General features: G+C 56.9%; 17 protein-coding genes. 6 read left to right on the plus strand and 11 right to left on the minus strand.

Annotated features, from left to right (window positions below):
* Nucleotides 1–10: 10 nt before the first annotated feature.
* Both mtnP and ABJ205_RS00310 read right to left on the minus strand, forming a co-directional pair.
* Nucleotides 11–886, minus strand: a complete 876-nt coding sequence (gene mtnP / locus ABJ205_RS00305) for an S-methyl-5'-thioadenosine phosphorylase (RefSeq protein ID WP_348160444.1) — start codon at nt 884–886, stop codon at nt 11–13.
* Nucleotides 887–926: 40 nt separating this feature from the next.
* Nucleotides 927–1,631 (minus strand): glutathione S-transferase family protein, encoded by a 705-nt coding sequence (locus tag ABJ205_RS00310; RefSeq protein ID WP_348160445.1) that lies wholly within the window; start codon nt 1,629–1,631, stop codon nt 927–929.
* A gap of 177 nt (nt 1,632–1,808) precedes the next feature.
* On the opposite strand from ABJ205_RS00310, the gene ABJ205_RS00315 reads away from it, so the two are divergent.
* The 4 genes from ABJ205_RS00315 to ABJ205_RS00330 all read left to right on the plus strand — a co-directional run bounded on the left by ABJ205_RS00315 (nt 1,809) and on the right by ABJ205_RS00330 (nt 6,821).
* Complete coding sequence (locus ABJ205_RS00315; protein ID WP_348160447.1) at nt 1,809–3,236, plus strand: aldehyde dehydrogenase family protein; 1,428 nt, start codon at nt 1,809–1,811, stop codon at nt 3,234–3,236.
* Between the two features lie 127 nt (nt 3,237–3,363).
* Nucleotides 3,364–4,158, plus strand: a complete 795-nt coding sequence (locus ABJ205_RS00320; RefSeq protein ID WP_348160449.1) for a M48 family metalloprotease — start codon at nt 3,364–3,366, stop codon at nt 4,156–4,158.
* Between the two features lie 29 nt (nt 4,159–4,187).
* A complete protein-coding gene (locus tag ABJ205_RS00325) occupies nt 4,188–5,534 on the plus strand; it encodes a phosphotransferase (RefSeq protein ID WP_348160451.1) in 1,347 nt (448 codons plus the stop codon).
* Entirely contained in the window at nt 5,535–6,821 is a 1,287-nt protein-coding gene (locus ABJ205_RS00330) for an acyl-CoA dehydrogenase family protein (RefSeq protein ID WP_348160453.1), read from the plus strand.
* Here ABJ205_RS00330 and ABJ205_RS00335 read toward each other — a convergent pair.
* Nucleotides 6,818–7,780 (minus strand): bile acid:sodium symporter family protein, encoded by a 963-nt coding sequence (locus ABJ205_RS00335; protein ID WP_348160455.1) that lies wholly within the window; start codon nt 7,778–7,780, stop codon nt 6,818–6,820. The genes ABJ205_RS00330 and ABJ205_RS00335 overlap by 4 nt on opposite strands.
* A 429-nt stretch (nt 7,781–8,209) precedes the next feature.
* Here ABJ205_RS00335 and ABJ205_RS00340 point away from each other — a divergent pair, with 429 nt between their 5' ends.
* On the plus strand, nt 8,210–8,401 hold the full coding sequence (locus tag ABJ205_RS00340; RefSeq protein ID WP_348160457.1) for a hypothetical protein: 192 nt from the start codon (nt 8,210–8,212) through the stop codon (nt 8,399–8,401).
* A 220-nt stretch (nt 8,402–8,621) separates the two neighbouring features.
* Here ABJ205_RS00340 and ABJ205_RS00345 read toward each other — a convergent pair whose 3' ends face one another.
* The 6 genes from ABJ205_RS00345 to ABJ205_RS00370 form a co-directional block, all read right to left on the minus strand.
* Nucleotides 8,622–9,368, minus strand: a complete 747-nt coding sequence (locus ABJ205_RS00345; RefSeq protein WP_348159402.1) for a sigma-70 family RNA polymerase sigma factor — start codon at nt 9,366–9,368, stop codon at nt 8,622–8,624.
* Nucleotides 9,365–11,482: a flagellar biosynthesis protein FlhA gene (locus ABJ205_RS00350; protein ID WP_348159580.1), complete on the minus strand. Its 2,118-nt coding sequence runs from the start codon at nt 11,480–11,482 to the stop codon at nt 9,365–9,367. The genes ABJ205_RS00345 and ABJ205_RS00350 overlap by 4 nt, the downstream gene beginning before the upstream one ends.
* A gap of 59 nt (nt 11,483–11,541) precedes the next feature.
* On the minus strand, nt 11,542–12,666 hold the full coding sequence (locus ABJ205_RS00355) for a transglycosylase SLT domain-containing protein (protein ID WP_348159404.1): 1,125 nt from the start codon (nt 12,664–12,666) through the stop codon (nt 11,542–11,544).
* A gap of 86 nt (nt 12,667–12,752) precedes the next feature.
* Nucleotides 12,753–13,142, minus strand: a complete 390-nt coding sequence (locus ABJ205_RS00360; RefSeq protein WP_348159405.1) for a flagellar protein FlgN — start codon at nt 13,140–13,142, stop codon at nt 12,753–12,755.
* The gene (gene flgM, locus ABJ205_RS00365; RefSeq protein ID WP_348159406.1) at nt 13,142–13,471 is read right to left on the minus strand and encodes a flagellar biosynthesis anti-sigma factor FlgM; all 330 of its coding nucleotides are present in this window, start codon (nt 13,469–13,471) and stop codon (nt 13,142–13,144) included. Before flgM ends, ABJ205_RS00360 begins: the two co-directional genes overlap by 1 nt.
* Before the next feature lie 89 nt (nt 13,472–13,560).
* Nucleotides 13,561–14,121, minus strand: a complete 561-nt coding sequence (locus ABJ205_RS00370) for a flagella basal body P-ring formation protein FlgA (protein WP_348159408.1) — start codon at nt 14,119–14,121, stop codon at nt 13,561–13,563.
* A gap of 229 nt (nt 14,122–14,350) precedes the next feature.
* Here ABJ205_RS00370 and ABJ205_RS00375 point away from each other — a divergent pair, with 229 nt between their 5' ends.
* A complete protein-coding gene (locus ABJ205_RS00375; RefSeq protein ID WP_348159410.1) occupies nt 14,351–15,463 on the plus strand; it encodes a diguanylate cyclase in 1,113 nt (370 codons plus the stop codon).
* Nucleotides 15,464–15,549: 86 nt separating this feature from the next.
* Here the strand turns inward: ABJ205_RS00375 and ABJ205_RS00380 are convergent, their stop codons facing one another.
* Nucleotides 15,550–16,020 carry a hypothetical protein gene (locus ABJ205_RS00380; protein ID WP_348159411.1) on the minus strand — a complete coding sequence of 157 codons (471 nt, stop codon included), beginning with the start codon at nt 16,018–16,020 and terminating at the stop codon, nt 15,550–15,552.
* Nucleotides 16,020–16,700, minus strand: a complete 681-nt coding sequence (locus ABJ205_RS00385) for a MotA/TolQ/ExbB proton channel family protein (protein WP_348159412.1) — start codon at nt 16,698–16,700, stop codon at nt 16,020–16,022. Before ABJ205_RS00385 ends, ABJ205_RS00380 begins: the two co-directional genes overlap by 1 nt.
* Nucleotides 16,701–16,855: the final 155 nt, after the last annotated feature.

The raw sequence follows: 16,855 nt of genomic DNA on the forward strand, positions 1-16,855 counted from the left end.
TGCCAAATTCCTATTTTGATTTGAGCACTCGCCCAGCCACCGCATCAAGCTTTGTCAAAAGTGCAGGGTCGCGTTCTTCCGGGGCGGTGACGATTGCCGTGTCTAAGCAGGTGTCGATAGGGGAGGCCTTGCGCGTTTTTGGCAAGGCCTTGATAAAGCTCAGCACAACTTTGCGTGCAAGCTCACCGTTTGCCTTCATCACTTTCATGACGGATGCCACGTCCACCGCATCCTCGCCTTCGCGCCAGCAGTCATAGTCGGTCGCCATGCCGATTAGGGCGTAGGGTAGCTCTGCTTCGCGCGCCAATTTTGCCTCTGGCATCGCGGTCATGCCGATAATGTCGGCACCCCATGCCCGGTACATATGGCTTTCCGCGCGGGTGGAAAAATGCGGCCCTTCCATCGCCAAATAAGTCGCGCCCACCGCGACCCCGCCTTTGGCAGCGGAAACCGCTTTGGCGGCCATTTCCGAAAGGCGCGGGCAGACCGGATCAGCCATAGAGACATGGGCGACACATCCGCTGGTGAAGAAGCTGGAGGTGCGCGTCTTAGTGTTGTCGATGAATTGTTCAGCAATCGCAAAGCGGCCCGGTTCAATCTCTTCGCGCAGTGAACCCACCGCCGAAATCGCGAGAATGTCAGTGCAGCCTGCGCGCTTCAAAGCGTCAATGTTTGCCCTCGAGTTTAGCTCACTTGGAGAAAGAGGATGCCCCCGGCCATGGCGCGGGAGAAAGCGGACTTGCACGTCCCCAATACGCCCAAACAAGATTTCATCTGACGGATCACCCCAAGGGGTTTCCAAGGCGAGCCACTGCTCGTCCTCGATTCCCTCAATATCGTATAGGCCAGAGCCTCCGATGATCCCGATGCACCAGTTTTTGGCCATATTGTTTGGGTGTATCCCTCTTCGCGTGTCCAAGGCCGCTTTAGGTCAGTTTCACGCGCTCGGGCAAGGGTTTGCGGATAAACCGTTCAGCAGTTGCGAAAGGTCCAGCAATGGAGGCGCGCGCTGTCATATGCTGATAGTGCTTTGCCAGTGCTGGATAATCGCCAAGAGGCATGTCCGCGACAAGGGCGATTTGCATCAAACAGGCGGTCACCGCGATATCTGCAATGGTGAGAGTATCGTCGACGAAGAATTCTGATCCTTCGAGCTGACCGTTGAGGTAACCAAGGATCGCGGGAAACTCATTGCTCCAAGTCTCGCGCGCTTTTTCAATATCGGGCTCTTTGCCTTGGATCAGGTTGAAGAAGATCGGCCGAAAAATGCCAAGCCCCCCAGCCATCGCGAGCGTCGTATCGGCATATTCTTCGATCATCAGCGCACGGCCATGGCCATAATTGGTTGTACCAAAAAGCGCGGGCTCAGGGTGCTTGCGTTCAATATAAGCGCAGATCGCGGAGCTATCCGCGATTGTTCCTGCTTCACCTTCTTCTGAAATGGAGCGATCGCGCAGAACCGGAATGCGGCGCATAGGGGAGATTTCTTTGAACCAATCGGGCATTGGCATGATGTTGACCGCTTCAAAGTCGAAGTCTGCACCTTTTTCAATGCAAACGGCCATCACTTTGCGAGCGAAAGGCGAAACGGGGCTGCCATAGATCACAAGGTCGTGGGCGTTATCGGTCATCAAGAATTCTCCTTAGGTGTCCGACACAGATAGCGGACCTTTGCCTAATCGCAACGCGTTCGCGGCCCTTTTTATCGCAAATGAGCCTCATCGCGTTGCAATTGGCAATTGATTTTTCCGGCCAATGCTCCACCTTATCCAGCAAGGAATCCCCTGAGTCATGTGACGGAGAGAGAAATGGTCACCCAATACAAAAACCTTATCAATGGTGAGATGGTCGAAACCGGCGAGTGGCTGGACGTTGTAAACCCGGCCAATGAAGAAGTGATCGGGCAGGTACCTTCCTGCGGTGCCGATGATCTCGACCGTGCAGTTGGCGCAGCACGCGCCGCTTTCAAGACGTGGAAAAACACAAGCCACGAAGAACGTCAGGCGGCTTGCATGGCAATCTCCGCTGCGATCAAAGAGAATGCGGACGAGCTTTTTCGTCTTCTGACATCTGAGCAGGGTAAACCTCATGCACAGGCTAAGGGCGAGATTTTTGGTGCAGCTGGCATTTCCAAAGCGCAATCGACGCTCAAACTCGAAGATGTGATTAGCGAAGATTCAGATACGCGACTTTCGCGTACCCGCCGTGTTCCAGTTGGCGTGGTTGGCGGCATTGTGCCGTGGAACTTCCCGCTGATGATGGCGATCCAAAAAATTGTGCCTGCGCTGATGAGCGGTTGTACCATCGTGCTCAAACCGTCGCCGTTCACGCCCCTGACAACCTTGCGCGTTGCAGAATTGATCGCGGATAAGGTCCCTGCTGGTACGGTGAACATCATTACCGGAGAAGACGCATTGGGTCCGATGATTACGGGCCATCCGGACATTGATAAAATCACCTTCACCGGTTCCACCGAAACCGGTAAGAAAATCATGGAAGGCGCGTCTAGCGATCTTAAACGTATTACGCTGGAACTGGGCGGCAATGATGCTTCGATTGTTCTGCCAGATGCGGACCCTAAAAAGGTGGCTGAACAGCTGTTTTGGTCAAGCTTCCAAAACGCAGGCCAGGTCTGCATCGCCGCAAAACGCGTCTACATCCACGAAGACATCTATGATGAGCTGTCTGCGGCACTTGCCGAATACGCAGCGCAGGTGAAAGTGGGTGATGGTTCACAGCAAGGGACCGGTGTTGGCCCGATTCAGAACAAGAAACAGTATGAGCGCGTGCTTGAGTTGATCGAAGATGCCAAGGACAACGGTTACAAATTCCTGACTGGCGGGGACAAAGACCCATCGGGCACGGGGTATTATGTGCCGATCACCATCCTTGATAACCCACCAGAAGATGCGCGCATCGTTGCCGAAGAGCAGTTCGGTCCGGTTATGCCTTTGATGAAATTCTCATCCGAAGAAGAAGTCATCGAGCGGGCGAACAATTCCGAATACGGTCTTGCTGGCGCTGTTTGGACGGCGGACACGGACAAGGGCGTTGAGATCGCAGAAAGACTCGAAACCGGCACGGTCTGGGTCAATGAATTTATGCACTTGTCGCCATTTGCGCCCTTTGGCGGGCACAAACAGTCTGGCTTTGGCGCGGAATATGGCCTCGATGGCATGAAAGAATTCACCTATCCTCAAGTCATCACAATTAAGAAAGACAATGTCGTGGCCTAAAATTTGGGCCGTCGCTTAAGTTTTAGCTCAAATTAGGCTATAACACTTTTCCGGAGACGGGACCTAGCGCGACATAGGTCTCGTCTCTTTTGATTCTAAGTTGCATATTCGTTTGGGGAGAAAGATCATGGGTCGTTCCAACAACACAATTTCGCGCAAAGCAGTTTCTAGGCGCGATTTCACTGCGATGGCGGCATTGCTCGGCGGGATGAGCCTTGCAGGACCGGCAAGTGCACAGAGTTTGGGCAACATATTGGGATCGGCGAAAAAGGTTGCTGAAGCCTCCAGCTATTCTGATGCAGAGATGAGAGTGTTCTTTGATCAGATGAGCGCTGATATGGATTCCAAAAATCCAGTTGCCGGCCCCGATGATCCCTATGGTCAGCGCTTGGCGGCGCTTTCAAGTGGACTTGAAAACTATGATGGTCTTGACCTCGACATCAAAGCCTATCTGGTGAGCGATGTGAACGCCTTCGCTATGGCGAACGGCACGATCCGCATCTTTGCTGGCCTGATGGATCAATTCACTGATGACGAAGTACGCTATGTCATCGGTCACGAGATTGGACACGTTCAGCGCGAACACACCAAGAAACGGATGCAAGGCGCTCTCCAACGCGAAGCCGCTTTAAGCGTTGCGGGTACAGCCGACAGCAAGGTCAATGCAATCGCAGGCTCAGAGCTTGGCAAGTTCTTCGGCGATGTTATCGGTGCGCAGCACAGCCAAAAGCACGAACGCCAAGCGGATGATTACGCTTTGGAATTCATGCAGGACAAAGGCTATGATGCACAGGCATGCGTCACTGCGCTTGAAAAGCTGGAGGCGATGAGCGGCGGCAGCGGCGGCGGATTGGCGGCTTGGACTGCCACTCATCCCAGTCCCAAAGCGCGCGCAAAACGGATGCGCAAAAAGATCGACTAAGCGCAACCGAGAGCGCTATGTGAGCGCTTATGGGTGACGCTTCAAAAGATCAATTGACGGAAGGTCTTGCACGGGTGTGTGCCCGTGCGGGCTTGGATGAACCCACAGGCCTCACCCGATTGACGGGCGGGGCGACTATGGAAAGCTGGCACTTTTTTAGCGGCGAATGCGGTTTCGTCCTTCGCCGCGCTCCGTCGTTGGAGTTCATGGAAGGCCGCCCTTTTGGTCACGATGTAGAGGCGGCTATCATCCGTGCAGCGGGTGCTGCAAGCGTGACTGCACCCCGCGTGATCGCTGTGCTGGAGCCTGACGACGGCATCGGTTCGGGCTTCGTGATGGGCGCGCTTCCCGGGACGCCCAACCCCAAGGAGATATTGGAGTTTGAGGGTGCAGGCGCTCTTCTCAAAGGCGCTGCACGCGATCTGGCGCGCATCCATTCGATCAAGCCGGGTGATGCGCCTGACGTTGTTCCGGTGATGGATTACCGGGAGGCCATTGCAGAGCTTAAAGCCCAATTCGAAGAAGCAGGCGGTGATCGCCCGATTATCGCGCTCGGCCTTAAATGGATGGAGGACAATTGCCTTGATCCATGCGAGCCGGTCCTCATCCATGGCGATTACCGCATGGGCAATCTGCTGGCTGAGCCCGGGAAGCTGGCCGGCGTTCTCGACTGGGAGCTGGCGCATTTCGGCGATCCGCATGAAGACTTGGCCTTTGGCTGCATGGCCGTGTGGCGTTTCCATCGTTACGACCGGCCAGCATTGGGGCTGGGGTCGTTGGAAGACTACTTCGCCGCTTACGAAGCGCAGAGCGGGCGCAAAGTGGACCGGACACGCTTCCGCTATTGGCTGATCCACCGCACCGTGTGGTGGGCGCTCGGGTGTCTGCGTATGGCCCGCGTCTGGCGCTCGGGCGAGGATCGGATGCTGGAACGCGTGGTGATTTCGCGCCGCACGAGTGAGAACGAACTCGATCTTTTGATGCTGCTTGAGGAAGATGCGCCAGAAGAGGAGCGGGCTAAGCGGGTGGAGCTGACTGAGCCGTCGCCGCAAGTAGGAGAGGCAACCGATGGTGAGCTTGCCCTTGCGGTTTCAGAGTGGTTGGCAGGCGTTAAAGATCGCTTTGAGGGTCACGATAAATTCCAGTGGGCGGTTGCGTGCAATGCGCTTGGTATGATCTCCCGCCACAATGCAGCTGCCATTCCTGGGTTCGAAAATGCGCCTTTGGCGCAGCGCATTTTGAGCGGAGATGCAAACCTTGCAGACCAAAGTCTCTTGGAGGAGCTTCGCAAGGCTATCCTTGCAACCATTATGCAGGATGTACCCAAGTACCCAGCCCTTGCGGTTGCGCGCCAAAAATGGATCGGAGACGACTAAATGGACTTCGCAATTCCCACCGACTTGCAGGCGTATCTCGACGAGCTCGACGCCTTTATCGAGGCCGAGATCAAACCGCTTGAGAACCAAGACGACAACATCCGTTTCTTCGATCATCGCCGCGAATATGCGCGCACGGATTTCGAAGCGGGCGGTCTGCCGCGCGAGGACTGGGAAGAGCTCTTGCGCGAAGCCAAACACCGCGCCGACAAAGCGGGTCACTTCCGTTTTTCGGCGCCCAAGAAATATGGCGGCAAGGATGGCTCCAACCTTTGGATGGCGGTGATCCGCGAACACTTCGCGCGGGCAGGGCTTGGCCTCCACAATGACCTCCAAAACGAGCACAGCATCGTTGGCAATTTCCCCTTCGTTGAAATGTTCGAGCAATGGGGGAGCGAAGAGCAGAAACAAGAATTCATCGCCGGCGGCTTTGAAGGCACGCGCCGGGTCGCTTTTGGCCTCACCGAACCTGACCATGGCTCTGACGCGACGCATATGGAAACCAGAGCCGTTAGGGAGACCCGTGACGGTGTTGATGGCTGGCTCATCAATGGCGAGAAGATGTGGATCACCGGCATGCATGTCGCAACCCATTGCGCCGCCTTTGCCCGGACCAGCGGTGAGGACGGGAAGGCGAGCGGTATCACCTGCTTCCTTGTTCCCAATCCCACACCGGGCCTCAAAATCGAGGAGTGGATGTGGACCTTCAACATGCCCACCGATCACCCGCGCTTGTCGATCACCGATGTCTGGGTCCCCGATAGCGCAATCCTTGGCGTCGAGGGGCGGGGCCTCTCTTTGGCGCAAAGCTTCGTCCACCAAAACCGCATCCGTCAGGCGGCAAGTTCCTGCGGCGCGGCGATGTATTGCATCGACGAAAGCGTGCGTTACGCCCGCGAAAGGAAGCCCTTTGGGGAGCCGCTTTCCAAGAACCAGGGCATCCAGTTTCCGCTGGTGGAATTGGCGACGCAGGCCGAAATGCTGCGCCTGCTGATCTTCAAGACCGCGTGGGAGATGGACAATATGCCCCACGAAGAGATTGAGCGCACGATCAGTGACAAGGTTTCCATGTGCAATTACTGGGCGAACCGTCTGGTGTGCGAGGCCGCCGACCGCGCGATGCAAGTGCACGGCGGCATCGGCTATTCGCGCCACAAACCGTTTGAGCACATCTACCGTCACCACCGCCGCTACCGCATCACCGAGGGCGCAGAAGAGATCCAGATGCGCAAAGTGGGCGCGTATCTGTTTGGCTATTTGGGTCCGAAGCGAGGGCAATTCGGCTAACCCTTACGCCGCCAATAGCTTGCTAAGATCGACCCGATCAGCACATGCCAAACCGCCGAGATTGCGGCTGGTACAGGGGCCAGGGCGGCTTGGGTGACGCTGGCAAATTGCGCTTGGAAAGCGGGGGTTTTGGCAAGGCCTGATCCGAGCCCGGAGTTCTGCATTCCCACTTCGATTGAGATCGTGCGCGCCTCTTGGACGCCCAGCCCAAGCATCCGACCAAGGCCATGGCCAAGCGCAAAACCTATCGTATGGAGCAGCAGTGTCGCGATCAGCAGCACGCCGGCATGCTCAGCGATCTGCGCCTTTGCCCCGCCAACAATCCCGCCAACGATCAGGATCACCAAAACCACCGCGATGAGCGGCAGGAACGTGCTTACCCGTTCCGCTGCGCGCGGGAAGAGGCGGTTAAGGAGGCTTCCCAAGAGCACCGGCACCAGAACAATCGCCACCATGTTCCTAAGCAAATTCCAGCGGTCGATCTCGACATAGGCGCCTGCCAATTCTCCCGTCAGCACGGGGGTGAGGGCAATCGCGGCAAAGGTCGAAACCATGGTCATCGCCACCGAAAGCGCGACATTGCCGCGCGCCAAATAGGTCACGATATTTGACGCGGTCCCGCCGGGGCAACAGGCGACAAGAATAAGGCCCACCGCCAAACCCTCTTCAAGGCCTAGCCCCCAAGCGATCCCAAACCCAGCAAGCGGCATCACCGCAAACTGCAACGCCACCCCGGCGACCAAAGCCTTGGGAAGCTGAGCGAGCCGCCGATAATCCTCAAAACTGAGCGTCAGCCCCATAGCGAGCATAATCAGCCCCAGCGCGACCGACAAAAGCGGCTGTCCCGCAATGCGGATCGAGCCATCGGTCATCCATGTCATGGAAGGCGGATAGAACCACGCGAACGCCACACCGACAACGGTGAGCAGCGCGAAGTTATTGGTGAGGCGGACTAACATGAGGGGCTCCTAACGCAACTCTCACCGTCACCCCAGCTTCCGTTGGGGTGACGGAATTCTCTCGTCTCTGCACAAGCCCCAACCCCTCCCGGTTGCGGGGAGTCGTAGACGCCCATAGGTCATAGGCCAGTGGCTGGGGGTTGGCGAGGATGTGTAGAAATCGGACTTCTTTCAAATATCTGAAAAGGCGCAGCTTATCGCAAGTTTTGACACACTTGACACACTGTCCAAGAGCAAAAAACGCTTCGCCGCCCAAATTGGCCGTTTGAGGGGGCAAAAGGCGTGAGGAAGAAGCTTGTGTCATGCCCTCGGTTTAGCTCTTAACGGGCGCTGTAGGAAAGGTGGGCGGGAGTTTGCACCGATTTAAGACCGTACTCCTAGATGCGAGCATCTTGATACCAAGCGGAGTAGGAAAATGCTGCATCAGTTTTGGCTGGCGCTTTGCTGCTTGGCGGGTGCGGTGCTGAGGATGTGGCACCCGACTATCGCTATCGCTTGACGGTTGAGGTTGATACGCCGGAGGGGCTTAAGACCGGCTCAAGCGTTATTGAGGTTAGTACCAAGGTGGCAAAGCGCGGCACTGTCATCGTCAACGGTGCGATGCGGATGCGCGCGCGGTGAGGCGGTCGCGGTGGATTTACCCGGCGATCAGACTTTGTTTGCATTGCTGCGATCAGAGAATGAAGTCGATTGGGCGGGAAGCATTATGTACCTAATGGTGCCTAGGTATCGGGGCGTGGGCGGGATGCGCAAGACAATCTTCGCCATAAAGCGGCAAACGCGGCCCACCCCCAACCCCTCCCGCTTGCGGGAGGGGTTGGGGGTGGGCAGAGCCATAGCACTACCCCTCCAAAATCCCCCGCAAATCCTTCAGCGCTTTCGCCCGCAGCTGGTGCACCCGCGGCACGCTCACTTCCAACACCTCGGCGATTTCGGTGAGGTTGAGCTCCTCGACAAAGAACAATTGCAGCACCAGCATCAAGCGTTCTGGCAGCTTGCTCATCGCGGCCACCAAACGTTCGCGGTCTTCTTGGCCTGAGAGGATGTCGAAGGGGTCGGGCTCTTCGCTGGCGAAGGCAGAATTGCTTTCATCGTAAGCGTCGCTGATCGAGGTGAGGGTGACGGCGCTAGCCTCAATCTCCAAAAGCTCTGCATCGCTAATCCCAAGCGCCTTTGCTATCTGATCGCGGCTGGGTTCTTCGCCGGTTAGGGTTTTGTATTCCTCAACCACCTGCACAACGCGGGCGCGTTTCTTTCGCGCCGTGCGCGTGTCGTGCATTTGCTTTCGGATGAGGTCAAACATCGCTCCGCGCACACGGATTTTGGCGTAGGCGGCAAAGCCATCTTCGGTTGGTCCATCATGGCGGCGCGCGCATTCGGTGAGCGCGACAATGCCGGATTGAACAAGGTCCTCGACCTCAAATCCATCACGGCCCGAACCATAGATATGCCACGCTGCGCGGTGAACCAGAGGCAGGAACCGGCGCACGCGGTCGTCCACTTCCTCGCGGCTCGCGGCAGTGTATGTCGCTACGCCATAGGCCTGCCCATGAGTAGGGGGCCGAAATCCTGAAACATCGTGCTTCATGCTGTCACATCTTGTGGCATGCCGGCCTGAGCATCCGTTTCACCATCAGGTGCGGGAAGACCCTTAGGGCGCGCATTTGGCACGGGCGCATCTTGCCCGATCACACCCACAACTTCGACTGGTTGGGTCGGGGGAAGTTCATTGATTGACAAGACCAGCGCTCTTGCTGTGCGTTGTTTCAAAAGGCCCGCAACCGCTCGGCGAGCCGGGGGTTGAACAATCAGCGCAACCGAGCCGCCCGCCTCTGTGATGGCCGCGTTCACTCTTTCAACGATAAGCGCTGCGCAGCCGGGTTCGATCATGGGCTGCCCTGTTGATGGGTCGATCATCCCGCCAAGGATGGCGCTTTCTAGCCCTGCATCGAGGGTTACGACTTTAAGTCGTTCTTGCGGGGTCGCCGCGCGCGCTACCAACCTTGCGCCAAGGTCCGCGCGCACGGTATCGATAACAGCATTGAATTCCTGTGTTGTTTGAAGCGCGAGGGCAAGCGATGTGAACACAGGTTGCGGGTGATTAAGGCCAATCCCATCTGCGATGAGTGCCCGCAGGATACGAGTAAGAGCGGCGAGAGAAAGCGGGTCTGGATGCACCGCATCGATCAGCGCAGGCGCGCGCGCCTTTAGGTCTTCGATAATCGTGCTGACTTCGGATGGGCCCAGCAATTGATAGCTTTGCGTAAGCAATTCTTGATTGGCATGGGTGGCGACAACGGTGCTGGCGTCGACGCACATGAAGCCTTCGGCAGTAGCAAGGTCGCGCAGCGGCGGGTCGATCCACAATGCTGGGCAATCAAAACTGGGGTCCCGCGTGAATTCGCCGTTTATGCCTAGGTCAGTGTAAGGTGGGCTGCTGCGCACATCCCCGGTGTCGATGGCCAACATTTTTCCGGGCTTGATATTGCCGCGTGCAATCGCAAGACCGCCAAGCATCACGCCATATTCATTGGCGCCTGCCTCCAAACTGTCACGGATGCGAAATTGGGGAAGAACAAATCCAAGTTCGCGCGAGAGCTGTTTGCGAATGCCGGTGATGCGTTTGAGAAGAGGGGCGTCCTTCGCCTCATCGACAAGGTGCACAAGGCCATATCCCAGCTCTAACGTGACCAATGTTTGGTCGGAAACCTCGGTGATATCAATTGCGTCGGGATTGGGCTCCTGCTGGGGTTCGTCGACCACTTCGGGCTCTTGCGCCTTTTTGCGAAGACCCCACCAAATCCCGCCCGCAATGGCGGCGGCTGGAAGGAAGATCAGCTGCGGCATTGCTGGCACGGTGCCGATGGCTGCAAGGATACTTGCAACCGGGAGCCAGCCGCGAGGGTCCGAGAATTGGCCGCCGATCTGACCTGACAGATCGCGTTTGTCGGCAACGCGGGTCACAATTGCTGCGGCCGCGATAGACAAGAGGAGACCGGGCACTTGCGCCACCAAAGCATCGCCTACTGCGAGGGTGATATAAAGCTCGCCCGCTTCGGCGGCGGAAAGTCCGTGGCTGATCATACCCAGCGCGAACCCTGCAATAATGTTGACGCCAAGGATCAGCAGCGCGGCAATCGCGTCGCCCTTCACGAATTTTGATGCGCCATCCATCGAGCCATAGAAATCGGCCTCGATGGTGACCTCGCGGCGGCGCTCGCGCGCTTCATCAGCGGTGACAAGCCCCGCTGCGATATCCGCATCAATTGCCATCTGTTTGCCGGGCAAAGCGTCGAGCACAAAACGGGCGGAGACTTCGGACACACGGCCTGCGCCCTTGGTGATGACAATCATATTGATGATCAACAGGATGGCAAAAACGAACAGGCCAACGGCAAAGTTCCCTGCAACAAGGAATTGGCCGAAGCTCTGAATGATCTCGCCTGCCGCTGCGCCCCCTTCGTGACCATTCACCAACACAATGCGGGTGGACGCGACATTGAGCGCAAGCCGTAGGAGCGTTGCGAACAGAAGAACGGTTGGGAAAGATGAAAAATCAAGCGGCGCACGCGCGTTCAAGGCCACCATCAAGACCGCCATCGCAATTGCGATGTTCAGCACAAAGAACATGTCGAGCAAAAGCGGCGGGATTGGGAGCACCATCAATACGAACAGCGCGAAAATGCCCACTGGCAATGCCATAGCAGCAGGAGCGCTTCGCAGGCGTTCGGCCCAAGACACGTTAGAAAACGGTTCCAAGATCAAAATCCAAGCGCCTTCAACTGCTCATAAGCGCGCGCGATCTGGTCTTGAGTGGCCCTACTTACACCATTCTGGCCTACACCATTTTGGCCTGCATCATTCTCGTCTGCTGCGTCGAAGGTCGAACGAAGCATGTTGGAGATTGGCTGCTGACTACCCGGCCTTGCAAGTTCCAACGGCGGGCTTGCGGCTATCGTCAGCCGGTTTCTTCCCGTGATCACAGGTGGTGATTGGGGTTGGAAGACCCGCTCATCTGCGATCATGTAAGGCGGTCGCTGCGGTGCCGGATTTGTATTGTTGCCTCCCGCTATTTGAGGCGGAACCAAGACTGCAATGGCGTAACTGTCTGGGATCGATTGCGGCGCTTTGCTCCGTGCAGTTTCAAGTTTGCCAGACAGATAATCCATCACCCCTTGTAAAGAGCGCGGGGTTCCGCCTGCCTCGTAAAAGACAGGGCGATTGGCCGCCGCTGGCCTTCGGAAAAGTTGAGAGGCATTTGCCTGCGGATTGCTTTCAAGAGCGGACAGAAAACGCCCAGCCCCGCCTGCCCCAAGGAAATGCGCAAGGTAAAGCTCGCTATGCTCAGGTTGGCGGCCAAGGATGGGGGCCAAATGCGCGCGGTTATCTTCGGCAAGTCCGGCGGCCATAAGCGAGGCAATCTGAGGGTCGTTGCGAAGATCCAAGATCGCTTTGCGTGTGCCGGGATCGGACACATAGGCATTGCCATTTTGCGACGTTCGAATTTGGGAAGAGACATTGCCAAGACCGAACCGGTCCCCGTGGCGCTGCATGGTTTCAAGCCAAGTACCTTCGATAAATTGATAAAGCCCAGTTGCCGAGGACGTACGTGCCTTGGCTGATGGGTCCATCGCGCTTTCGACCTGAGCTTGCGCAATCAAAAAGTCGAAATCGATCCCCGTCTGCTGCGCCGCGCTGGCGATGGCGCCTTCGACAGTAATGGGACCGTTTGCTTTGGCGGTGGCCGCCTGCGTGATTTGACGCGAGGCCCCGTTTTCGAAGCGTTCGCGATCTGCCCGGACTTGCTCAAAGCTACGCTGCGCTGTTTCAAACGCGGGCATTGCTGCGGCTGGAGGAAACGGGGACTGGGTCACAGGATTGGACACGGGCGCTGCTTCTTTTTTCTGGTATGGTTAACGTCCAGAAAGGTTGAGCAAGCATCGTGCCAGAAACGGCTGCGAGCAAAGCTGGTTTAGGGGTGGGCGGTGTAGGCGTGGCGCCCGGAACGGTCTGTTCCCAAGGCGTCCAGGCGGCCTGAAACATTGGCGGCCAAAAGGTTGCGGACCCGGCGATTAACGTCGTTCAGCGCCTTGGCTGTTTCGACCAAGGCGCGCGCCTCGGGGTCTATGATACCAACACCAACTTCGCCGCCAAACTCAGCCCCAAAATCAGCAAGCCTGCCGCAAAGTTCGTCTTTATCGCGGGTTATCGCATTGAGGGTATCGGCCTCCAATGTGGCAAGAGCTTGCCGCTCTTTTTGCAGGACGGCAATCATTTGCCGCAAATTGCCGCACAGGCTTTGCCGGTCGGTACCGGACGTTTGCTCATTTGGCACAGCAACTCTGGGCGTATGCGTGGTCATTATTCGATCTCAAACTTCAATTGCGCCGCGATCATTGCATCGGCAATTTTGGCAGGAACAAGCGGATAGCTCCCTTCGCGTAAAGCGTCGCGGATTTGCGCCACGCGGTCGGTGTCGACAGGGGGACCGCTTTGGGAAGGGGCAGTGATTTCGACAGCAACGCCCGTTGCCGCCGCCCCAGCAACAGCCGAAGCATTGGCAGAGCCTGCTACACCACCAGCGCCAGGCACGCCTGTTTCAGACGAGGACCTAGCCTTGGCACGGTCAGCAGCAGAGGCCGGGCTAACACCCGAAATTGACTGCAATCTGTTCATTTCGAAAGAGGACATGAAGCGTCTCCCGGTGGTTATACATGGCTAAAGACGGTCACCACATGGACATATTAAGGGTGCGCTAGAAAAATCTGCCTGAAGCGTTTTCAACCCACCGGGATAACGGCAAGGCCAGGGCGTTCAATACGGGCGCTTATGGCATCGGCGCGTGCTTGTGTGCGCACAGCAATCCAATCCCCAATTGCACCCGCTTCCATCGCTTCTGCGCTTTGCTGAACGGTAAAGCCCCGCCCCCGCACAAGCACGGTAATCGGGTCCCCGCGGGCAACCACTTTGGTAATTTCAGATGCGGGTTTGATAGAGCTTGTGGCGATGAAAACGCGCCAGCCTTCCGCGCTATCACGGGAGATAGGGCAATCCACCCGCACGATGGTTTGCGCCCTGCCATGCCATTTAATACCAAGCGGCGTTTCGCAGGCAGCCAGCTTTAACCGGCGATCTGCAGGCAAACGTGCACCGCCTGCTTCGCCAATGCCAAAGCCGGTGAATTGCTCAACCGCGCGGTCAATTTCGGCAGGATCAATATAGCTGTCAGCGGATGCAGCCTGGGCGGAGGCGAGGGCTGCGAAAAGGGGGAGGCCGGCAATCACCAATGCGGTGGTGATGAGCCGTATCTCGAGACGTTGAGCGCTGATTTTAGTATTCATCGCATTTCCTTCCGGTTGGCAAAGCGGGCTGAAAATCCCGCGCACTTGAAGCTGCAAAGCTTGTGCCAAACGCTCTGCGTACCAACCCGTATGGAAGCGTCGGCGTGCGGCGAATGCGAGCCTGATGACCTGTCTAAGGGGAAGCCGCAGTGTCGACTAAAGGCGCAGTTTAAGCCTCAAGCGATATTCAATGTTCACCAACAAAATCGATCGCAAAAGGACCTCCGAGATGAGCGCAGCGTCGCCAAAGAAAACGAGCCGAACCGAGGCTGTCGATCACGCTAAGTTGGGGACTGCTCCGAACAAGACCGGAACCGCAGGCAAACGTGACCGGGCCAGAGAGGGCCGGGAGGAATTGATGCAGCGGGTCTCGCAATTCGTGATGAAACACGATGTGGCGTTGACCGGATCAAACCTCGCCACGATTGTTGCTGGCCTATCGGGTTCGGACGCTGGACTTGCCCGGATTTTTGCGACCCGGGAAATTTCGCGAGAGTCGATTTCGCAGAGCTGGCTTGACGAAGTAGGCAAGATGCGGTCGCGCGAAGATGAACGCGCTGATGCGCTCGAAGGCCTGCTCGACAAGGTAGAGTCCTCGCTCTCAAAGTTCACCGAGACCACGCAAAACGCTCAGTCAGAAACCAGCGAGCATCGCGGTGCGATTGACGCGCAGATTTCTGAATTGGCTGAAAGCGCGGCGGCGGTCGGGCCGGGTACAGGTATCGATCGTCTTGTCGATCTGTCCCGCGTCATGCTGGAACGGATCGTCCAAGTTGAAGAGGCGATGAAGAAAAGTCAGGCGGAAACCGCTGAGTTAAAAGAGAACCTTGCCGAGGCAAGGGCGCAGGCTGATGTTGATCACCTCACGCGCCTACCAAATCGCCGGGCTTTTGAACGCCAACTTGAATTGGCGGCGAAGCGAGCAGAGGAAAATGGTGATCGGCTTTCGCTTGGGTTTTGCGATGTCGATCATTTCAAGTCGATCAATGACACCCACGGCCATGATGCAGGCGACCGAGTGTTGGTCGCGATTGCGAACACCCTTAAGAAACACGCAGGCAAACATCTTTTCGCAGCGCGCCACGGCGGCGAGGAATTTGTGGTCCTGTTCCCGGGGCTTAACGCGCAGGATGCGTCAGATCGCTTGGATGAGATCCGGATTGATCTGTCCTCGCGCCAAATGGTCAACCGCGACAATGGTAAATCCTTTGGCAGGATCACCTTTTCAGCAGGGGTCAGTGCGGTGCAAAATCCCGATGACACTCGCGGCGCATTAACACGGGCGGACGCAGCGTTATACGAAGCCAAAGAGTCAGGCCGAGACAGAGTTCATATTGGTTAGGTAGCAGGCGTTTGCAAACCAACGCATGAAAGGCGCATGGGACGGCTCGGGTCTCATGCGCCTTTGCCTTTTTTCACGATTGGATGTCAGTTGCTCAACTCTGGCTCATCATAGGCAAGGCTGGCGTAAAGATCGCTTTGCTCGCCCTTGGTGATCACCACTCTTACCGGCACATCGGAAGGAGCGATGCTCGATGCCATCCTATGCGCATCTGCCCAGACAAGGTCTTTGTCAGTGCTGGAATATTTGGCAATGATGGTTAGGGTTGCGCGCGGATCGGCCGGTTGTTCAGCCAGCCATTGAGCCAAGTTTGGTCCGCGCGCCGTGGGCCGGAAAAGAGCCTGCGAAGGTGCAACATATGACGGGGCAACATGTAACGGGGCAACATGTAACGGGGCGACGACGCTTGTACGTGCATGCCAGGCATTGGCCTCGTCGCTTGTGTTTACCAGCGCGGTGAGTGTTACCAGAAACAGGATCAAAGATAGGTCAGCAAGCACCAATTGCCACCCGTTGTTGGTTGAGCCTTTGCCCCTCACGATCATATAGTCAATCATTATGCGGCGCCGCGCATGTTCTTTAAATTAGCGGGCCTAGGCGCAGGCGACTGGCGCCCATCAATGAGTTCGTTTTCGAACCATTCCAGGATCAAATTTCGCTCTGCTTCCTCCTGATCTCCGCGCCGTTCGATCGCACGAGCGAGCGGGAAGAACAAAAGGTTGGCGCTCAGCACACCATAGAGCGATGATAGAACCGCGCTGGCGACGCTTGCCATAACAATGTCAGCAGCGCTCGATTCCATATCTGGCATGAGCTGGGTGATCGCAATCAAGGTGCCCACGAGGCCAAAGACTGGAGCAAGCTCGCCTGCGGTCTCATAAACGCGGGTGGCGGCGACGCTTTGAATATCGCGCTTCATTCGCTGTAACTGGGCAAGTTTTAACATCGCCTCGATTGAACCGCTGCGAATATAGGCATTGAGCAATTTGGTTGTGGCGTTGTCTGGTGGATCAATGGGATGTGCTCCCAAATGGCCGAGCCGCTTGATCTCACCGACTGTACGCGCGAGCGCTGAACGGGTTGCGCCAGCATCGAACCCTTTTCGGCCAAGCTTGAAAGCCGATGCAATAGCGGCCGCCACATCTTGCCCTCCTTCGCGGGCATAGGTCGCAAGGATTGTCCCCATTAAGACGATCCCCAAGGCCATTGGGTCAAACAGGCCGGTAACCTCTTGCATGGCGATCTTGGGTCTCCCGTCGCGGCTCCTGCACAAGGGTTGCAGGGAGCTGGATGAATTGGTGGCAAAGCCAAGGACGGTCAATTGCCTTTGGGATTAAGCCTTCACGCCGCTTTGGGCAGGGTCTTGCCGATCTCCTGCAAACGCTTGCCGTT

Origin of the sequence: Erythrobacter sp., assembly GCF_039988855.1 — a bacterium.
Classification (GTDB): domain Bacteria; phylum Pseudomonadota; class Alphaproteobacteria; order Sphingomonadales; family Sphingomonadaceae; genus Erythrobacter.

Bases quoted from the DNA above. Each gene is read 5' to 3' on its own strand.
- ABJ205_RS00325 (WP_348160451.1), top strand. From the start codon at position 4,188: ATGGGTGACGCTTCAAAAGATCAATTGACGGAAGGTCTTGCACGGGTG.
- ABJ205_RS00315 (WP_348160447.1), top strand. From the start codon at position 1,809: ATGGTCACCCAATACAAAAACCTTATCAATGGTGAGATGGTCGAAACC.
- ABJ205_RS00350 (WP_348159580.1), bottom strand. From the start codon at position 11,482: ATGGCATTGCCAGTGGGCATTTTCGCGCTGTTCGTATTGATGGTGCTC.
- ABJ205_RS00370 (WP_348159408.1), bottom strand. From the start codon at position 14,121: ATGAATACTAAAATCAGCGCTCAACGTCTCGAGATACGGCTCATCACC.
- mtnP (WP_348160444.1), bottom strand. From the start codon at position 886: ATGGCCAAAAACTGGTGCATCGGGATCATCGGAGGCTCTGGCCTATAC.
- ABJ205_RS00375 (WP_348159410.1), top strand. From the start codon at position 14,351: ATGAGCGCAGCGTCGCCAAAGAAAACGAGCCGAACCGAGGCTGTCGAT.
- flgM (WP_348159406.1), bottom strand. From the start codon at position 13,471: ATGTCCTCTTTCGAAATGAACAGATTGCAGTCAATTTCGGGTGTTAGC.
- ABJ205_RS00360 (WP_348159405.1), bottom strand. From the start codon at position 13,142: ATGACCACGCATACGCCCAGAGTTGCTGTGCCAAATGAGCAAACGTCC.
- ABJ205_RS00330 (WP_348160453.1), top strand. From the start codon at position 5,535: ATGGACTTCGCAATTCCCACCGACTTGCAGGCGTATCTCGACGAGCTC.
- ABJ205_RS00310 (WP_348160445.1), bottom strand. From the start codon at position 1,631: ATGACCGATAACGCCCACGACCTTGTGATCTATGGCAGCCCCGTTTCG.
- ABJ205_RS00385 (WP_348159412.1), bottom strand. From the start codon at position 16,700: ATGCAAGAGGTTACCGGCCTGTTTGACCCAATGGCCTTGGGGATCGTC.
- ABJ205_RS00380 (WP_348159411.1), bottom strand. From the start codon at position 16,020: ATGATTGACTATATGATCGTGAGGGGCAAAGGCTCAACCAACAACGGG.
- ABJ205_RS00335 (WP_348160455.1), bottom strand. From the start codon at position 7,780: ATGTTAGTCCGCCTCACCAATAACTTCGCGCTGCTCACCGTTGTCGGT.
- ABJ205_RS00320 (WP_348160449.1), top strand. From the start codon at position 3,364: ATGGGTCGTTCCAACAACACAATTTCGCGCAAAGCAGTTTCTAGGCGC.
- ABJ205_RS00345 (WP_348159402.1), bottom strand. From the start codon at position 9,368: ATGAAGCACGATGTTTCAGGATTTCGGCCCCCTACTCATGGGCAGGCC.